The following is a 14,302-nucleotide window of genomic DNA, read 5'->3' as shown; positions in this document are numbered from 1 at the left end:
CGGCTCCTCTGGGCTTGTTCATAATTTTTGAACAGAGGAGTCAATTTTCACCCTCTATGATCCCCGACCGTTTGAGTCCACACTTACTCCATCGAAACGAACTGAGGGTGAAAACAATGATCTACTTACGCAAAGCAAACGAACGCGGTCACGCAAATCATGGCTGGCTGGACTCATGGCATTCATTCTCGTTTGCCGACTACTACGACCCGAACTTCATGGGCTTCTCCGCGCTGCGCGTGATTAACGACGACGTGATTGATGCAGGCCAGGGCTTCGGTACCCACCCGCACAAAGACATGGAAATCCTGACCTATGTGCTGGAAGGGGCGGTTGAGCACCAGGACAGCATGGGCAACAAAGAGCAGGTGCCGGCGGGCGAGTTCCAGATTATGAGCGCGGGTACCGGGGTGCGTCACTCTGAGTACAACCCGAGCAAAACGGAAAAACTGCACCTGTATCAAATCTGGATCATTCCAGAAGAGACCGGCATCACGCCACGCTACGAGCAGCGCCGCTTCGACGCGAAACAGGGCAAACAGCTGGTGCTGTCCCCGGACGCGCGTGAAGGTTCCCTGAAAGTGCATCAGGATATGGAGCTGTACCGCTGGGCGCTGGCGAAAGACGAACAGTCCGTGCACCAGATTGCCGCCAACCGCCGCGTCTGGATCCAGGTGGTGAAAGGGGAAGTGTCTATCAACGGCACCAAAGCCACCACCGCCGATGGTCTGGCCGTCTGGGATGAGCAGGCGCTCTCCGTGCACGCCGACAGCGAAAGCGAAATCCTGCTGTTTGACCTGCCTCCGGTCTAAATAATTTCTCAACCTTCCCTTTAAACGGGGAAGGTTGAGCTTTGTCCGTGATAAACTGAGCAAATCTCTCACTTCAAGATTTCTCAGGACGATGAAAAAGAAACGCCCCGTACTTCAGGATGTCGCCGATCGCGTCGGTGTGACCAAAATGACGGTCAGCCGTTTTTTACGTAACCCGGAACAGGTTTCCGTGGCGTTGCGTGGCAAGATTGCCGCCGCCCTTGATGAACTGGGTTATATTCCCAACCGCGCACCCGATATTCTCTCCAATGCGACCAGCCGTGCGGTGGGCGTTCTGCTTCCTTCCCTGACCAACCAGGTTTTCGCTGAAGTTCTGCGCGGCATTGAAAGCGTCACCGATGCGTTTGGCTACCAGACCATGCTCGCTCACTATGGGTACAAGCCGGAACTGGAAGAGGAACGTCTTGAATCAATGCTTTCCTGGAACATTGACGGCCTGATTTTAACCGAACGAACCCACACTGCCCGCACGCTCAAAATGATTGAAGTCGCCGGTATTCCGGTGGTGGAGCTCATGGACAGCCAGTCGCCATGCCTCGACATCGCCGTTGGGTTCGATAACTTTGAAGCGGCTCGTCAGATGACAGCGGCGATCATCGCCCGCGGTCATCGTCATATTGCCTATCTGGGTGCGCGTCTTGATGAACGTACTATCATCAAACAGAAGGGATACGAGCAGGCGATGCTCGACGCAAATTTAACCCCGTACAGCGTGATGGTGGAGCAGTCCTCATCTTACACCTCGGGTATTGAGCTGATGCGTCAGGCACGACGCGAGTATCCGCAACTGGACGGTATTTTCTGTACCAACGATGACCTTGCGGTCGGTGCAGCGTTCGAATGCCAGCGTCTGGGGTTGAAGATCCCTGAGGATATGGCGATTGCCGGCTTCCACGGCCACGATATTGGTCAGGTGATGGAGCCGCGTCTGGCGAGCGTTCTGACACCGCGTGAACGCATGGGCCGCATTGGCGCAGAACGCCTGCTGGCGCGCATTCGTGGAGAGACGGTTACCCCTAAAATGTTAGATTTAGGTTTCACCTTGTCACCGGGTGGATCTATTTGAACTGACAAATTTGAAGTAGCTCACACTTATTCACTTCGCGCACGTTTGGATATTGCTTCTCTTTTGCCCCAGCAGGACAATGTTACCGATAACTGTTACCCGTAACAATTGACTGAGGGACACCCTTTGAGCACGACTAATCACGATCACCACGTTTACGTCCTGATGGGCGTGTCCGGTAGCGGTAAATCTGCCGTGGCGAGCGAAGTGGCGCATCAACTTCAGGCTGCGTTTCTTGATGGTGACTTCCTCCATCCGCGCAGCAACATCATGAAAATGGCCTCCGGCGAACCGCTGAACGATGACGACCGCAAACCGTGGTTGCAGGCGCTGAATGACGCCGCGTTCGCGATGCAGCGCACCAACAAAGTTTCCCTGATCGTCTGCTCCGCGCTGAAAAAAACCTACCGCGACCTGCTGCGCGACGGCAATCCGAACCTCTCGTTCATCTATCTGAAAGGCGATTTTGGGGTGATTGAAAGCCGTCTGAAAGCGCGTAAAGGCCACTTCTTTAAAACCCAGATGCTGGTGACGCAGTTCGAAGCGCTTCAGGAGCCGGGTGAAGATGAAAAAGACGTCTTAGTGGTTGATATCGATCAGCCGCTGGAAGGTGTTGTAGCCAGCACCATCGAGGTCATTAACAAAAGGCAGTAAGTTTTGAGTACATTAACGCTAGTTTTGACAGCAGTGGGTTCGGTATTGCTGCTGCTGTTTTTAGTGATGAAGGCGCGTATGCACGCCTTCGTTGCTTTGATGGTGGTTTCTATTGGTGCAGGTCTCTTTTCCGGTATGCCGCTCGACAAGATCGCCGCGACGATGGAAAAAGGGATGGGCGGCACGCTGGGCTTCCTGGCGATTGTGGTCGCGCTGGGCGCGATGTTTGGCAAGATTCTGCATGAGACGGGCGCGGTCGACCAGATTGCCGTCAAAATGCTCAAATCCTTCGGCCACAGCCGCGCGCACTACGCGATTGGCCTGGCCGGTCTGATTTGCGCACTGCCGCTGTTCTTCGAAGTGGCGGTGGTGCTGCTCATCAGCGTCGCCTTCTCCATGGCGCGCCATACCGGCACTAACCTCGTGAAGCTGGTCATTCCGCTGTTTGCGGGCGTGGCGGCGGCTGCGGCGTTTCTGCTGCCAGGGCCGGCGCCGATGCTGCTGGCCTCCCAGATGCACGCGGACTTTGGCTGGATGATCCTGATTGGCCTGTGTGCGGCCATCCCGGGGATGATTATCGCCGGTCCGCTGTGGGGCAATTTCATCAGCCGTTACGTTGAGCTGCACATCCCGGACGACATCACCGAGCCGCACCTGGGCGAAGGCAAAATGCCGTCATTCGGCTTTAGCCTTTCTTTGATCCTGCTCCCGCTGGTGCTGGTGGGCCTGAAAACCATCGCCGCGCGCTTTGTGCCGGTCGGTTCTGCCGCGTACGAATGGTTTGAGTTCATCGGTCACCCGTTCACGGCGATTCTGGTGGCGTGTCTGGTGGCGATTTACGGCCTGGCGATGCGCCAGGGTATGCCGAAAGACCGCGTGATGGAGATCTGTGGTGCCGCGCTGCAGCCTGCGGGTATTATCCTGCTGGTGATCGGTGCCGGCGGCGTGTTCAAGCAGGTGCTGGTGGATTCCGGCGTGGGCCCGGCTCTGGGTGAAGCACTGACCGGAATGGGCCTGCCGATTGCGGTAACCTGCTTCGTGCTGGCTGCGGCGGTGCGTATCATTCAGGGTTCCGCCACCGTGGCGTGCTTAACCGCCGTGGGTCTGGTGATGCCGGTGATTGAACAGCTGAACTACTCCGGTGCCCAGATGGCCGCGCTGTCTATCTGCATCGCGGGCGGTTCGATTGTCGTCTCGCACGTTAACGACGCCGGCTTCTGGCTGTTCGGTAAGTTTACCGGCGCCACCGAAGCGCAAACGCTGAAAACCTGGACGCTGATGGAAACCATCCTCGGCACGACGGGTGCGATTGTCGGGATGATTGCCTTTACGCTGCTGAGCTGAATGCAATGATTTAACAAGGCAAAAAAAGGCCCGGTAGCGTCAGCGCTTACCGGGCCTTTTTTATTATCCAGGGCATCAGGCCGGGCCATAACCCGGCATTGTGTTACTCGCCCTGCGTGGCGCTCTCAATCGTCAAGCGCACGTCTGAGGTAATCAGTTCAGCCAGCATCTGGTAAACCTTCAGCGTCTCTTCCGGCTCGGCATCGCCCGTATCGCTGATGAAGCCTTCGTCACGCAGCGTCAGCACCAGCGAGCTGAATACCGCCTTGTCGAAGAATTCCGGGGCGTTAATGCCGTGCAGCACGGACAGACGCTGTGCCAGCGTCCGGCTCTCTTTCTCCAGCGTGCCGCGGTTGATGGACGGGTTCGCGCTCAGCAGCCAGAACGTAATGGCGTAGCGCTGCAGCGTTTCGCGCGCACCGGCCGCCAGCAGCTGCAGGGTGCGGGAGCGTGACGGATTGATGTGCAGCTCGTCGTTCGCAACGGTGATCAGCCCCTGACGGCGCAGCTCTTCCGTCAGTTTATCCAGCTCAACGGCCAGCTCTTCCTTGCTCCAGCGCAGGAATAGCTCCGCTTTAAGCATCGGGTAGAGCGTCTCAACGTGGCGCAACAGCTCCTGACGTGAAATACGGCGATGCTGGGTGATAATGGCCGCCATGAGCGATGGCAGCATCAGCATATGAGCGATGTTGTTGCGGTAGTACGTCATCAGTACGGCCTGCTCGCGCGGCAGAATGATGATATCGCCGATCGTATCTTTCTCGACTTCGAACTTGTTCATCTGCAGCGCGTGATCGATAAGCTCGCTGGCGGTAGCAGAAGGAGCTGTCGAATCAACCGAGTATGGCACGTTGCGCATCATGTCCAGATAGCAGTCCAGCTGCTCCGTGAGCTGTTCACGGGTCAGGGAACGCTGACGTGAAGCCAGCAGCGCCGTACAGCACAGGTTCATCGCATTGGCCGCACCGGCGTTGTTAATGCGCACCATCAGCTCGGACGCGATACCGTTCACCGTTGGCGTCAGCCAGGCCGGACGCACCGCTTCGATAGGATCGATAGACTCGCGCCAATCCGGAACATGATGGTTCAGATACGTCATCAGCGGCATCGGCTCGCCAAAGTTTACGTAGCCCTGACCCAGGTTGCGTAACTTGCTCAGGCCGCGCAGCATCTGCGGCAGGCTCTCTTTCTCTTTGGTCGCACCGCGCAGCTCTTTCGCGTAGGTGCCCACTTCCATCACGTGCTCATAGCCAATGTAAATTGGCACAAGCGTGATTGGACGCGTACCGCCGCGCAGCATCGCCTGAATGGTCATTGACAGCGTGCCGGTCTTCGGATCGAGCAGACGACCGGTACGGGAGCGCCCGCCCTCCACGAAGTACTCTACGGAGTAGCCGCGGCTGAACAGCTCGCCGAGATACTCGCGGAACACGGTGGAGTAGAGCTTGTTGCCCTTGAAGGTACGACGAATAAAGAACGCACCCAGGCGGCGGAAAATCGGGCCTGCTGGCCAGAAGTTCAGGTTAATACCGGCGGCAATGTGCGGTGGTACCAGCCCCTGGTGATAGAGCACGTAGGAGAGAAGCAGGTAGTCCATGTGGCTGCGGTGGCAGGGGACATAGACAATCTCATGACCATCGTGCGCCAGCTGACGCACGCGCTCGGCGTTATGGACGTTGATGCCCTGATAGAGGCGGTTCCAGGTAAAGCCGAGAATACGATCGGACAGGCGAATCATCTCGTAAGAGAAGTTCGCGGCAATCTCTTCCATCAGCGCAATGGCGTTCTGCTGGGCTTTCTCATGGGAAATTTTCTTGCTGCGCGCTTCGTCTTCAACGGCGCGGGCGATCGCTTTGGAGGCCAGCAGCTTGTTGAACAGGTCCTGACGCGCCGGAAGACGTGGCCCTACGGCCGCCAGGCGCTGGCGGGCGAAGTGCATACGCGCCACGCGCGCCAGTTTTTGCGCGATGATCTTGTCAGTACCGTGCTCGTCCGCCATTCGGCGAAGGGAGACGGAAGGGGAGAAGCGCACAAAGCTGTCGCGTCCCAGCCAGGAGACCGCGAAGAACTTCTGGATGCCGTTAAGCATGCGCAGCGGCGGGTTCTCTTCACCTTTTTCACGGCCCGGACGGCGACCAAACATCACCGATACCGGCACCATCTGCACATCCAGGTCAGGATTGCTGCGGTGCAGGTCGAGATAGTCGTGGAACAGCTTGATGGACTCTTCTTTCGGTGTGTAATAGGTAAACACGCGCGGCCCGCCGTGAATGAACACGTAGCGCGGCAGCAAAGTGCCGTCAACTTCCAGTGGTTCAAGCGGATCGGGTAAATCATGCGCCAGACACTGGGCACGAAGCGTTAGCAGGTCTGCCTTAGAGTTATAAGGCAAAACGTACATAATAGGGCGCGAGGTATCGAGCCCCAGTTCCAGCGCGGGTTCTGCTGGGATAGACTTGCTTTTTACCAGTATGCTTAATGGTAAATTAAGTAATTTGTAGTAAATTCGTGGCCAGCCGGACATAAACGATGTAAAGCCTCTGGTTAATAATGCAATTGCGGCGCAAGGATAACAGAAAGCGCGCAAAATTTCTGTTGTTACCCGTCATACTTCAGGCGGCAGCGAAACGCGCTGCAGCTCCTGTTACTGACGCTCTTTTTTAAAAAAGGTTCTTTTAATGGCCAATAATACCACTGGGTTGACGCGTATCATCAAAGCCGCCGGCTATTCATGGAAAGGTTTCCGTGCCGCGTGGGTTAATGAAGCTGCTTTTCGCCAGGAAGGTGTCGCCGCTATCGTCGCGGTTATCATCGCCTGTTTCCTTGATGTAGATGCCATTACCCGCGTGCTTCTCATCGGTTCCGTACTTCTGGTGATGATAGTGGAAATTCTCAATAGCGCTATTGAGGCCGTGGTCGACAGGATCGGCTCTGATTTTCACGAGCTCTCTGGCCGCGCGAAGGATATGGGCTCCGCCGCTGTCCTGCTGGCGATTATCACCGCAGCCATTACCTGGGTCACGCTGCTTTGGTCACATTTCCGATGATGCTCGAGGAATAATTAAGTCCCTGGTTTTTTGTGCAGTTTTTGGTTCCAAAATCGCCTTTGACTGTATATACTCACAGCATAACTGTATATACACCCAGGGGGCGGAATGAAAGCATTAACGACCAGGCAGCAAGAGGTGTTTGATCTCATTCGGGATCATATCGGCCAGACGGGTATGCCACCCACGCGTGCGGAAATCGCGCAGCGTCTGGGTTTCCGTTCTCCGAATGCTGCCGAGGAACACCTGAAAGCGCTGGCGCGTAAGGGTGTGATTGAGATTGTGTCAGGCGCGTCGCGTGGTATCCGCCTGCTGGTGGAAGAAGAGACGGGCATTCCGCTGATAGGCCGCGTTGCTGCAGGTGAACCGCTGCTGGCACAACAGCATATTGAAGGTCACTACCAGGTCGATCCTGGTATGTTCAAGCCGAGCGCTGATTTTCTGCTGCGCGTTAGCGGGATGTCGATGAAAGACATCGGCATTCTTGATGGCGACCTTCTGGCCGTTCACAAAACGCAGGATGTGCGAAACGGCCAGGTGGTGGTTGCGCGCATTGATGACGAAGTGACCGTTAAGCGCCTGAAAAAACAGGGTAACACTGTTCAGCTGTTGCCCGAAAACAACGAGTTCACCCCGATTGTGGTCGACCTCCGCGAACAGAGCTTCTCTATTGAAGGTCTGGCTGTTGGCGTGATTCGTAACGGCGAATGGCTGTAATCTCTTCCTGACAGGCTACGCTTCCGCTGTAGCCTGCTTCATTTACCCTTCCCGGTATCTCTCATGTCACTGCTGACGGCATCTGATAAGGCATTGTGGCGTCTTGCCCTGCCGATGATTTTCTCCAATATCACCGTGCCCTTGCTGGGTCTGGTCGATACGGCCGTTATTGGTCATCTCGATTCCCCTGTTTATCTTGGCGGCGTGGCGATTGGCGCGACGGCAACCAGCTTTCTGTTCATGCTGCTGCTCTTTTTGCGTATGAGCACCACCGGGCTCACCGCACAGGCGTATGGTGCGAAAGATCCGTTACGTCTGGCGCGTGCGCTGGTGCAGCCGCTGATCCTGGCGCTTGGCGCGGGGGTACTCATTGTTTTACTGCGCACGCCCCTGATAGACCTTGCGCTCCATGTTGTTGGTGGCAGCGAGGCGGTACTGGAGCAGGCGCGTCGCTTCCTGGAAATCCGCTGGCTCAGCGCGCCCGCTTCGCTGGCAAACCTGGTTCTGCTGGGTTGGTTACTGGGTGTGCAATACGCCCGTGCGCCAGTGATTTTGTTGGTCGTGGGAAACCTTCTCAACATTGTGCTCGATCTCTGGCTGGTGATGGGCCTGCATATGGACGTGCGCGGGGCGGCACTGGCGACGGCGATTGCCGAATACGGAACCTTACTCATTGGGCTGTGGATGGTCTGGCGCGTGCTGGCTCTGCGCGGGATATCCCTCGTAATGCTGAAAACCGCATGGCGCGGCAATATCCGTAAACTGCTGGCGCTCAACCGTGACATCATGCTGCGCTCGCTTCTGCTACAACTCTGTTTTGGCGCATTGACGGTTTTTGGTGCCCGTCTTGGGCCTGAGATCGTCGCGGTGAATGCGGTCCTGATGACATTGCTGACGTTTACCGCCTACGCGCTGGACGGCTTCGCCTACGCCGTTGAGGCGCATTCCGGGCAGGCGTACGGCGCGCGGGAAAGTGGCCAGCTTAGGGATGTCTGGCGGGCAGCCTGTCGACAAGCGGGACTGGTCGCGCTGGCGTTTGCACTGATTTATGCCTGTTTTGGCCGTGACATTATTGCATTACTCACTTCGATCCCGGCTTTACGCGAACTGGCGGACCACTACATCATCTGGCAGGTTACCTTGCCGGTGGTGGGGGTGTGGTGTTATCTGCTGGACGGCATGTTTATCGGTGCGACGCGCGGAGCGGAAATGCGCAACAGTATGGCGGTTGCGGCGGCGGGGTTTGGTTTGACGCTGCTGACGCTTCCGTGGCTGGGTAATCACGGTTTGTGGCTGGCGCTTGCGGTCTTTCTCTCGCTGCGCGGCCTCTCGCTTGCCTTTATCTGGCATCGCCACTGGCAAAATAATACCTGGCTTCCTTCCCGTCACGATATATCGTGACGGTTAAAGATTCCGAATATGAAATCAACCGCCGAATCCTTAGCTACAATTATTATCACGTCCAGCAGAAAAGAACGTAACGGACGTTACGACCCGACGCTTAACTAAGAGGACACGATGATGAATAAAGACGAAATCGGCGGCAACTGGAAGCAGTTCAAAGGTAAAGCGAAAGAAAAGTGGGGTAAGCTGACTGATGACGATATGACCGTCATTGAAGGTAAGCGCGATCAGCTTGTCGGTAAAATTCAGGAACGTTACGGCTACGCAAAAGATCAGGCGGAAAACGAAGTCAAAGACTGGGAAACCCGTAACGACTACCGCTGGTAGCGCTGAATGACCCACACAGGCGGCTCTAAGCCGCCTTTTTTTTGCCCTTAGCGCGGCTTTTTCTTCACCAGAATAGAGTGGTCGTGCTGACACGCATCCTGATGTCGACAGGCTTCCACCTCTACACAGCCTGAACACAGCCCGTGCGCTTCAATCACGTTATGACGCAGGGCAAAACCCATTTTTGCCGCCAGCGTGTGCATAATGTCCTCTACGCCTTCCGCTCCCTCTTCTTTCACTACGCCGCAACGATCGCAGATAAACATGGCCGATGTATGCGTTGGCTGATCGAAAAGATGGCACAGGACATAGCTGTTTGTGGATTCGACTTTATGCACAAACCCTTGTTCCAGCAGGAAATCCAGCGCGCGATACACCGTGGGCGGTTTAGCCTGCGGCTCGCTTTCGCGGAGCAGGTCGAGCAGATCGTAGGCGCTGATCGCCCCCTGTTGCAGGCTCATCAGGCGCAAGACTTCAAGGCGCTGCGGGGTCAGGCGCACATTGCGTTGCGCGCATAGCTTTTCGGCCTGCGCTAACAGCTCTTTTGTGGACTTATCCATTTAGCACCTCGGATGTTCTGGGAAGTAAAACCCTCACTTTATCATGTTCTGGCAAAAACACCGATATCCGCCAGGCTGTGCTATACCTGACGCATCGCAAACCGGGAATGTAACCATGAAAAAACCAGACTGTATCAAGCACTGGCGCGACGTAGAAGGGCCAGATGACGCCACCTACCCCGACAGTAACGAGCTTTTTTCCATCGGATCGCCGCTGGCGCGCAGCCTGGGCCTCAGGCGTATAGGCATTCATCATGAACGTTTACCGCCGGGGCGTCGGACGTCCTATCCCCATGCAGAAAGTGACGAAGAAGAGTTTATCTACGTGCTTGAGGGCTATCCTGAAGCCTGGATTAATGGCTATTTGTGGAAACTCGAACCCGGAGACAGCGTGGGCTTTCCCGCCGGGACCGGCGTCTGCCACACCTTTATCAACAACACCGAGGAAGAGGTTCGGCTACTGGTGGTGGGGGAGGCCAACAAGAAGCACAACCGCATCTACTATCCGCTCAATCCGGTTTATGCCGCCACGCGGGAAGATCGCTGGGTAGACCATCCGCCACAGTTTTTTGGGCCGCACGATGGAAAACCTGGGAAAAAATAATTTCCTCTTCTATAAATATTGAGGGCCGTCACAAAATATAACAGGCCGTAAGGGAGTTTTACTTAGGGAAAGAAATAGCGGGTCTTTTACTCCTTATTCACAGCAATAGTTCGTTCCTGTTTGGGTGATAACAGACAGGGGTTATTTCATAACAGACTATAACGGGCATACTGTGAAAAAACATTTTAAATTTTCGGTGGTTAGCATTGCCGTCTCTGTGTTTATGGCAAATCAGGCGGGAGCAGCCAATACCTGGACAGAATCACGCAGCGACGCCATGGGCGGCACCGGCGTTGCTTCGGGCAGTTATGGCAGTGGGGCGTTAATCAACCCCGCGCTGCTGGCAAAGGCAAAGCCGGACGATGACGTGACGGTCATTTTGCCGTCCGTTGGGGTGCAGGTAACGGATGAGGACAATCTTCAGGATGAGATTGATACCATCAACGACAAAATCAATCACTACAAGGATGTGGTTGATAATCTTACGCCAATTCAGGTCATCACTAATCCTTTAGGCTCCATCAACCAGTTCCAGGGCGCGGCCAAAGATTTGGCTGATGAGCTGGACTATCTCAAGGGCAAAACCGCTCGCGCGACGGCAGGGGCAGGGCTTGCGGTGAGTATCCCTAACGATGTGCTTTCCGTGGCCTTTATGGCAAAAGGGTACGCCCATGGCCGGGTGAGCTCGTCTATCGACCAGCAGGATATTGATTATCTGCGTCGTATTCAAAGAAACAATGTGTTTGCTGCCGGTGTAGCCCTGGATGCGGCGCTAAACGGCACGGACCAGATCACTCAAAACCTTAACTCAACGGCGTCTGGCCGGGCGGCGATTGTTTCCGACTACGGTATTGCCGTTGCCCGCCAGTTTGACCTTGGCGGCGTTCCGGTTTCCGTGGGCGTGACGCCAAAACTGCAAAAAACCTGGCTCTATAACTACACCACCTCGATCTACGATTACGACAGTAATAAGTGGAACGATAGCCGCTACCGTACAGACGATACCGGCTTTAACGTCGATGCCGGTATTGCCGCTGATTTTGGCGAAAACTGGACGGTCGGCGTGAGCGGGCAAAACCTGATGTCGCGCGATATCGACACCAAAGATATCCGCATCCGCAACGGGCGTACGGGGGAAGTGGTGAGCTATAAAGACACCTACCAGATCCGTCCGCTGGTGACCGCGGGCGCTGCCTGGCACAACGATCTGGTGACCCTGACCGCCGATGGCGATCTGACCGAAACCAAAGGCTTTAAGAGCGAAGATACGTCGCAGTATGTTGGGGTCGGTGCTGAAGTGACTCCGCTGAGCTGGCTGGCGGTGCGTGCCGGTTATCGTGCGGATATGAAAGGGAACGACAGCAACGTCTTTACCGGCGGTGTCGGTTTCGCGCCGTTCAATACCGTTCATGTTGACCTGATGGGTCTGTATGGCGAGGACGAAACCTGGGGCGCAGGGGCTCAGCTGAGCATGACGTTCTAACATAAAGGGCACCCTGCTGGTGCCCTTTATACTTATCCGTGTGCTGCTTTAGCCAGTGTATCGTTGATCCATTGATTCACGCTTTTACCTGACACTTCAGCGGCAATGTTAATTGCGGAATGGACCTCAGGCGAGATGCGCAGACTGATTTTTCCACTTGCGGGTCGCAGAGGCTCTCGGCCCTGCTCAGAACAATAAGCCAGATAGTCATCAACGGCTTCTTCAAACGCTTTACGCAGGGCAGCGACGTTATCAGCATGAAAACCGATAACATCTCTTATGCCAGCAACATGCCCAACGAAGCAAAGATCTTCGTCGCTGTAATCTATTTTTGCGGCATAGCCTTTATAAGTCATAGTATTAATCATGGAGATACCCCTGTTGCGATGAGAAAAGCCATTGCGTCGCGAACCTGATAAACCTTCGCTTCTTTATCCGGATGAGGACGATGAAACGAAGCCACAACTCCATTGATTTCGAATCTTACCCTTGAGCCGTTACCTTCTGAGGCTTTCGCCCCCAATGCGATAAAAAGCGCTTCAATCCTGCGCCATTCCAGAGAACTGGGCGTTGGCACAGAGAAAATCAACTGCAATGTTTTTTGGTGGCGGGCGTTCAATGTTTTCATAGCTGATAGATTCCATTTTAATTTTCTTCCCCGCCAAAGCTAAAATGGATGATATCACTTTTTGATATCATATCAAGCCGGATCGTATCCTTTTTGAGCCTGTGCTATAGTAGCGCCCCTTTTCCACCAGATGCTTAAAACTTCGCCATGTCGTCAGAACACCAGACCGCTTTCCCTGCACACCGTTTCTCCATTGCGCCGATGCTCGACTGGACGGACAGACACTGCCGCTACTTCCTGCGCCAGCTCTCCCGCCATACGCTGCTGTACACCGAAATGGTGACCACGGGCGCAATCATCCACGGGAAGGGCGACTACCTGGCATACAGTGAAGAAGAGCATCCGGTTGCGCTGCAGTTGGGGGGCAGCGATCCGGTCGCGCTGGCCCAGTGCGCAAAGCTGGCGGAAGAACGCGGCTACGACGAGATCAACCTGAACGTCGGCTGCCCTTCCGACCGCGTGCAAAACGGCATGTTCGGCGCCTGTCTGATGGGCAACGCACAGCTGGTGGCGGACTGTATCAAGGCGATGCGCGATGTAGTCTCCATTCCGGTGACGGTCAAAACCCGTATCGGCATTGACGACCAGGACAGCTACGAATTCCTGTGCGATTTCATCAATACGGTGTCAGGGAAAGGCGAGTGTGAGATGTTTATCATCCACGCCCGCAAAGCCTGGCTTTCAGGCCTTAGCCCGAAAGAGAACCGTGAGATCCCGCCGCTGGACTACCCGCGCGTGTACCAGTTGAAACGTGATTTCCCGCACCTGACGATGTCAATCAACGGCGGCATCAAGTCTCTGGAAGAGGCCAAAGCGCACCTTGAACATATGGATGGCGTGATGGTCGGGCGCGAGGCGTATCAAAATCCGGGCATTCTGGCGACCGTCGACCGCGAAATCTTTGGCGTTGCAGGCGCAGACACCGACCCGGTTGCCGTCGTGCGTGCCATGTACCCTTACATTGAGCGCGAGTTGAGCAATGGTACCTATCTTGGCCACATCACCCGACATATGCTTGGCCTGTTCCAGGGTATTCCGGGCGCACGCCAGTGGCGTCGCTACCTCAGTGAGAACGCGCATAAAGCCGGTGCCGATATTGAGGTGCTGGAACATGCGCTGCGGCTGGTGGCGGATAAGCAATAATTTCGCTAAAAGATCGTCAAATTCACCACGCCCTGCGAATCCTCGCGGGGCGTTTTGCTTTAAGAACAATACGTTAGCTTTGGCATGATTCTTGTAATGATTGCAGCATCATTCGGGAACTCGTGGGAGAGCACCATGCTTGAACTACTTTTTGTGATTGGCTTTTTTGTCATGCTGATGGTCACGGGCGTTTCGCTGCTCGGCATTCTGGCCGCGCTCGTTGTGGCCACGGTGGTTATGTTTATCGGCGGATTATTTGCCCTGACGATCAAACTGCTGCCGTGGCTGCTGCTGGCTATCGCCGTGGTGTGGGTAATACGGGCGATTAAAGCGCCAAAACTGCCGACTTATCAGCGCAATAACCGCTTCCGTTACTAAGGTATTGAGGGGTTCGTCACATACTTGTAACTTTTCCGGCAGCATGGCTTAGAACAGAATAGGATTTACTTATCGAATCTGTCACTATGGCTGCCGCTACAGAATTCATCGAGC

The 14,302-nt window shown here is 55.2% G+C and carries 16 protein-coding genes and 1 pseudogene; 13 read left to right on the top strand and 4 right to left on the bottom strand.

Features of this window, described 5'->3' with window-relative positions; all coding sequences use genetic code 11:
• Positions 1 to 116: 116 nt before the first annotated feature.
• The 4 genes from INF73_RS05160 (at position 117) to gntU (ending at position 3,897) form a co-directional block, all read left to right on the top strand.
• Positions 117 to 812, top strand: coding sequence for a pirin family protein (locus tag INF73_RS05160; RefSeq protein WP_003861565.1), 696 nt, complete (start codon positions 117 to 119; stop codon positions 810 to 812).
• Positions 813 to 903: 91 nt separating this feature from the next.
• Positions 904 to 1,899 carry a gluconate operon transcriptional repressor GntR gene (gene gntR, locus INF73_RS05155; protein WP_014882133.1) on the top strand — a complete coding sequence of 332 codons (996 nt, stop codon included), beginning with the start codon at positions 904 to 906 and terminating at the stop codon, positions 1,897 to 1,899.
• A 126-nt stretch (positions 1,900 to 2,025) separates the two neighbouring features.
• The gene (gene gntK / locus INF73_RS05150; RefSeq protein WP_045260947.1) at positions 2,026 to 2,553 is read left to right on the top strand and encodes a gluconokinase; all 528 of its coding nucleotides are present in this window, start codon (positions 2,026 to 2,028) and stop codon (positions 2,551 to 2,553) included.
• Between the two features lie 3 nt (positions 2,554 to 2,556).
• Complete coding sequence (gntU, locus tag INF73_RS05145) at positions 2,557 to 3,897, top strand: gluconate transporter (protein WP_047366855.1); 1,341 nt, start codon at positions 2,557 to 2,559, stop codon at positions 3,895 to 3,897.
• A gap of 103 nt (positions 3,898 to 4,000) precedes the next feature.
• Here gntU and plsB read toward each other — a convergent pair whose 3' ends face one another.
• Positions 4,001 to 6,421 carry a glycerol-3-phosphate 1-O-acyltransferase PlsB gene (gene plsB / locus INF73_RS05140; RefSeq protein WP_028015161.1) on the bottom strand — a complete coding sequence of 807 codons (2,421 nt, stop codon included), beginning with the start codon at positions 6,419 to 6,421 and terminating at the stop codon, positions 4,001 to 4,003.
• A gap of 154 nt (positions 6,422 to 6,575) precedes the next feature.
• On the opposite strand from plsB, the gene INF73_RS05135 reads away from it, so the two are divergent.
• The 5 genes and pseudogenes from INF73_RS05135 (at position 6,576) to INF73_RS05120 (ending at position 9,392) form a co-directional block, all read left to right on the top strand.
• Entirely contained in the window at positions 6,576 to 6,944 is a 369-nt protein-coding gene (locus INF73_RS05135) for a diacylglycerol kinase (RefSeq protein ID WP_014830281.1), read from the top strand.
• Positions 6,945 to 7,052: 108 nt separating this feature from the next.
• Positions 7,053 to 7,661: a transcriptional repressor LexA gene (gene lexA / locus INF73_RS05130; protein ID WP_028015162.1), complete on the top strand. Its 609-nt coding sequence runs from the start codon at positions 7,053 to 7,055 to the stop codon at positions 7,659 to 7,661.
• Positions 7,662 to 7,724: 63 nt separating this feature from the next.
• Positions 7,725 to 9,062: an MATE family efflux transporter DinF gene (dinF, locus tag INF73_RS05125; RefSeq protein ID WP_193540837.1), complete on the top strand. Its 1,338-nt coding sequence runs from the start codon at positions 7,725 to 7,727 to the stop codon at positions 9,060 to 9,062.
• Positions 9,059 to 9,133 (top strand): annotated as a pseudogene (locus INF73_RS22260) (hypothetical protein); the annotation flags it as partial. The gene dinF and the pseudogene INF73_RS22260, both read left to right, overlap by 4 nt.
• A gap of 49 nt (positions 9,134 to 9,182) precedes the next feature.
• Complete coding sequence (locus INF73_RS05120; RefSeq protein ID WP_024906712.1) at positions 9,183 to 9,392, top strand: CsbD family protein; 210 nt, start codon at positions 9,183 to 9,185, stop codon at positions 9,390 to 9,392.
• A gap of 47 nt (positions 9,393 to 9,439) precedes the next feature.
• Here INF73_RS05120 and zur read toward each other — a convergent pair whose 3' ends face one another.
• The gene (gene zur, locus INF73_RS05115) at positions 9,440 to 9,952 is read right to left on the bottom strand and encodes a zinc uptake transcriptional repressor Zur (protein ID WP_193540835.1); all 513 of its coding nucleotides are present in this window, start codon (positions 9,950 to 9,952) and stop codon (positions 9,440 to 9,442) included.
• A gap of 115 nt (positions 9,953 to 10,067) precedes the next feature.
• On the opposite strand from zur, the gene INF73_RS05110 reads away from it, so the two are divergent.
• Both INF73_RS05110 and traF read left to right on the top strand, forming a co-directional pair.
• Complete coding sequence (locus tag INF73_RS05110; protein WP_045260944.1) at positions 10,068 to 10,556, top strand: cupin domain-containing protein; 489 nt, start codon at positions 10,068 to 10,070, stop codon at positions 10,554 to 10,556.
• Between the two features lie 223 nt (positions 10,557 to 10,779).
• The gene (traF, locus tag INF73_RS05105) at positions 10,780 to 12,039 is read left to right on the top strand and encodes a conjugal transfer protein TraF (RefSeq protein WP_227412991.1); all 1,260 of its coding nucleotides are present in this window, start codon (positions 10,780 to 10,782) and stop codon (positions 12,037 to 12,039) included.
• A 32-nt stretch (positions 12,040 to 12,071) separates the two neighbouring features.
• Here traF and INF73_RS05100 read toward each other — a convergent pair whose 3' ends face one another.
• Together INF73_RS05100 and INF73_RS05095 are read right to left on the bottom strand one after the other, a co-directional pair.
• Positions 12,072 to 12,407, bottom strand: a complete 336-nt coding sequence (locus tag INF73_RS05100; protein ID WP_222423582.1) for a type II toxin-antitoxin system HicB family antitoxin — start codon at positions 12,405 to 12,407, stop codon at positions 12,072 to 12,074.
• Positions 12,404 to 12,667, bottom strand: a complete 264-nt coding sequence (locus INF73_RS05095) for a type II toxin-antitoxin system HicA family toxin (protein ID WP_072163882.1) — start codon at positions 12,665 to 12,667, stop codon at positions 12,404 to 12,406. The genes INF73_RS05100 and INF73_RS05095 overlap by 4 nt, the downstream gene beginning before the upstream one ends.
• Before the next feature lie 147 nt (positions 12,668 to 12,814).
• On the opposite strand from INF73_RS05095, the gene dusA reads away from it, so the two are divergent.
• Both dusA and pspG read left to right on the top strand, forming a co-directional pair.
• Positions 12,815 to 13,810 (top strand): tRNA dihydrouridine(20/20a) synthase DusA, encoded by a 996-nt coding sequence (dusA, locus tag INF73_RS05090; protein ID WP_126327278.1) that lies wholly within the window; start codon positions 12,815 to 12,817, stop codon positions 13,808 to 13,810.
• A 135-nt stretch (positions 13,811 to 13,945) separates the two neighbouring features.
• Positions 13,946 to 14,188, top strand: a complete 243-nt coding sequence (gene pspG, locus INF73_RS05085; RefSeq protein WP_028015168.1) for an envelope stress response protein PspG — start codon at positions 13,946 to 13,948, stop codon at positions 14,186 to 14,188.
• The last annotated feature ends 114 nt before the right edge of the window (positions 14,189 to 14,302 follow it).

This window comes from Enterobacter cloacae complex sp. P6RS (assembly GCF_014982245.1).
Classification (GTDB): Bacteria; Pseudomonadota; Gammaproteobacteria; order Enterobacterales; family Enterobacteriaceae; genus Enterobacter; species Enterobacter bugandensis.
This window is presented reverse-complemented; position numbering and strand designations above follow the sequence as displayed.

What these genes read in the sequence shown, in the direction of transcription:
- INF73_RS05100 (WP_222423582.1), bottom strand. Translation starts at nt 12,407, where the DNA reads ATGATTAATACTATGACTTATAAAGGCTATGCCGCAAAAATAGATTAC.
- INF73_RS05135 (WP_014830281.1), top strand. Translation starts at nt 6,576, where the DNA reads ATGGCCAATAATACCACTGGGTTGACGCGTATCATCAAAGCCGCCGGC.
- traF (WP_227412991.1), top strand. Translation starts at nt 10,780, where the DNA reads ATGGCAAATCAGGCGGGAGCAGCCAATACCTGGACAGAATCACGCAGC.
- plsB (WP_028015161.1), bottom strand. Translation starts at nt 6,421, where the DNA reads ATGTCCGGCTGGCCACGAATTTACTACAAATTACTTAATTTACCATTA.
- INF73_RS05160 (WP_003861565.1), top strand. Translation starts at nt 117, where the DNA reads ATGATCTACTTACGCAAAGCAAACGAACGCGGTCACGCAAATCATGGC.
- INF73_RS05110 (WP_045260944.1), top strand. Translation starts at nt 10,068, where the DNA reads ATGAAAAAACCAGACTGTATCAAGCACTGGCGCGACGTAGAAGGGCCA.
- INF73_RS05120 (WP_024906712.1), top strand. Translation starts at nt 9,183, where the DNA reads ATGAATAAAGACGAAATCGGCGGCAACTGGAAGCAGTTCAAAGGTAAA.
- pspG (WP_028015168.1), top strand. Translation starts at nt 13,946, where the DNA reads ATGCTTGAACTACTTTTTGTGATTGGCTTTTTTGTCATGCTGATGGTC.
- INF73_RS05095 (WP_072163882.1), bottom strand. Translation starts at nt 12,667, where the DNA reads ATGAAAACATTGAACGCCCGCCACCAAAAAACATTGCAGTTGATTTTC.
- dusA (WP_126327278.1), top strand. Translation starts at nt 12,815, where the DNA reads ATGTCGTCAGAACACCAGACCGCTTTCCCTGCACACCGTTTCTCCATT.
- gntR (WP_014882133.1), top strand. Translation starts at nt 904, where the DNA reads ATGAAAAAGAAACGCCCCGTACTTCAGGATGTCGCCGATCGCGTCGGT.
- dinF (WP_193540837.1), top strand. Translation starts at nt 7,725, where the DNA reads ATGTCACTGCTGACGGCATCTGATAAGGCATTGTGGCGTCTTGCCCTG.
- zur (WP_193540835.1), bottom strand. Translation starts at nt 9,952, where the DNA reads ATGGATAAGTCCACAAAAGAGCTGTTAGCGCAGGCCGAAAAGCTATGC.
- lexA (WP_028015162.1), top strand. Translation starts at nt 7,053, where the DNA reads ATGAAAGCATTAACGACCAGGCAGCAAGAGGTGTTTGATCTCATTCGG.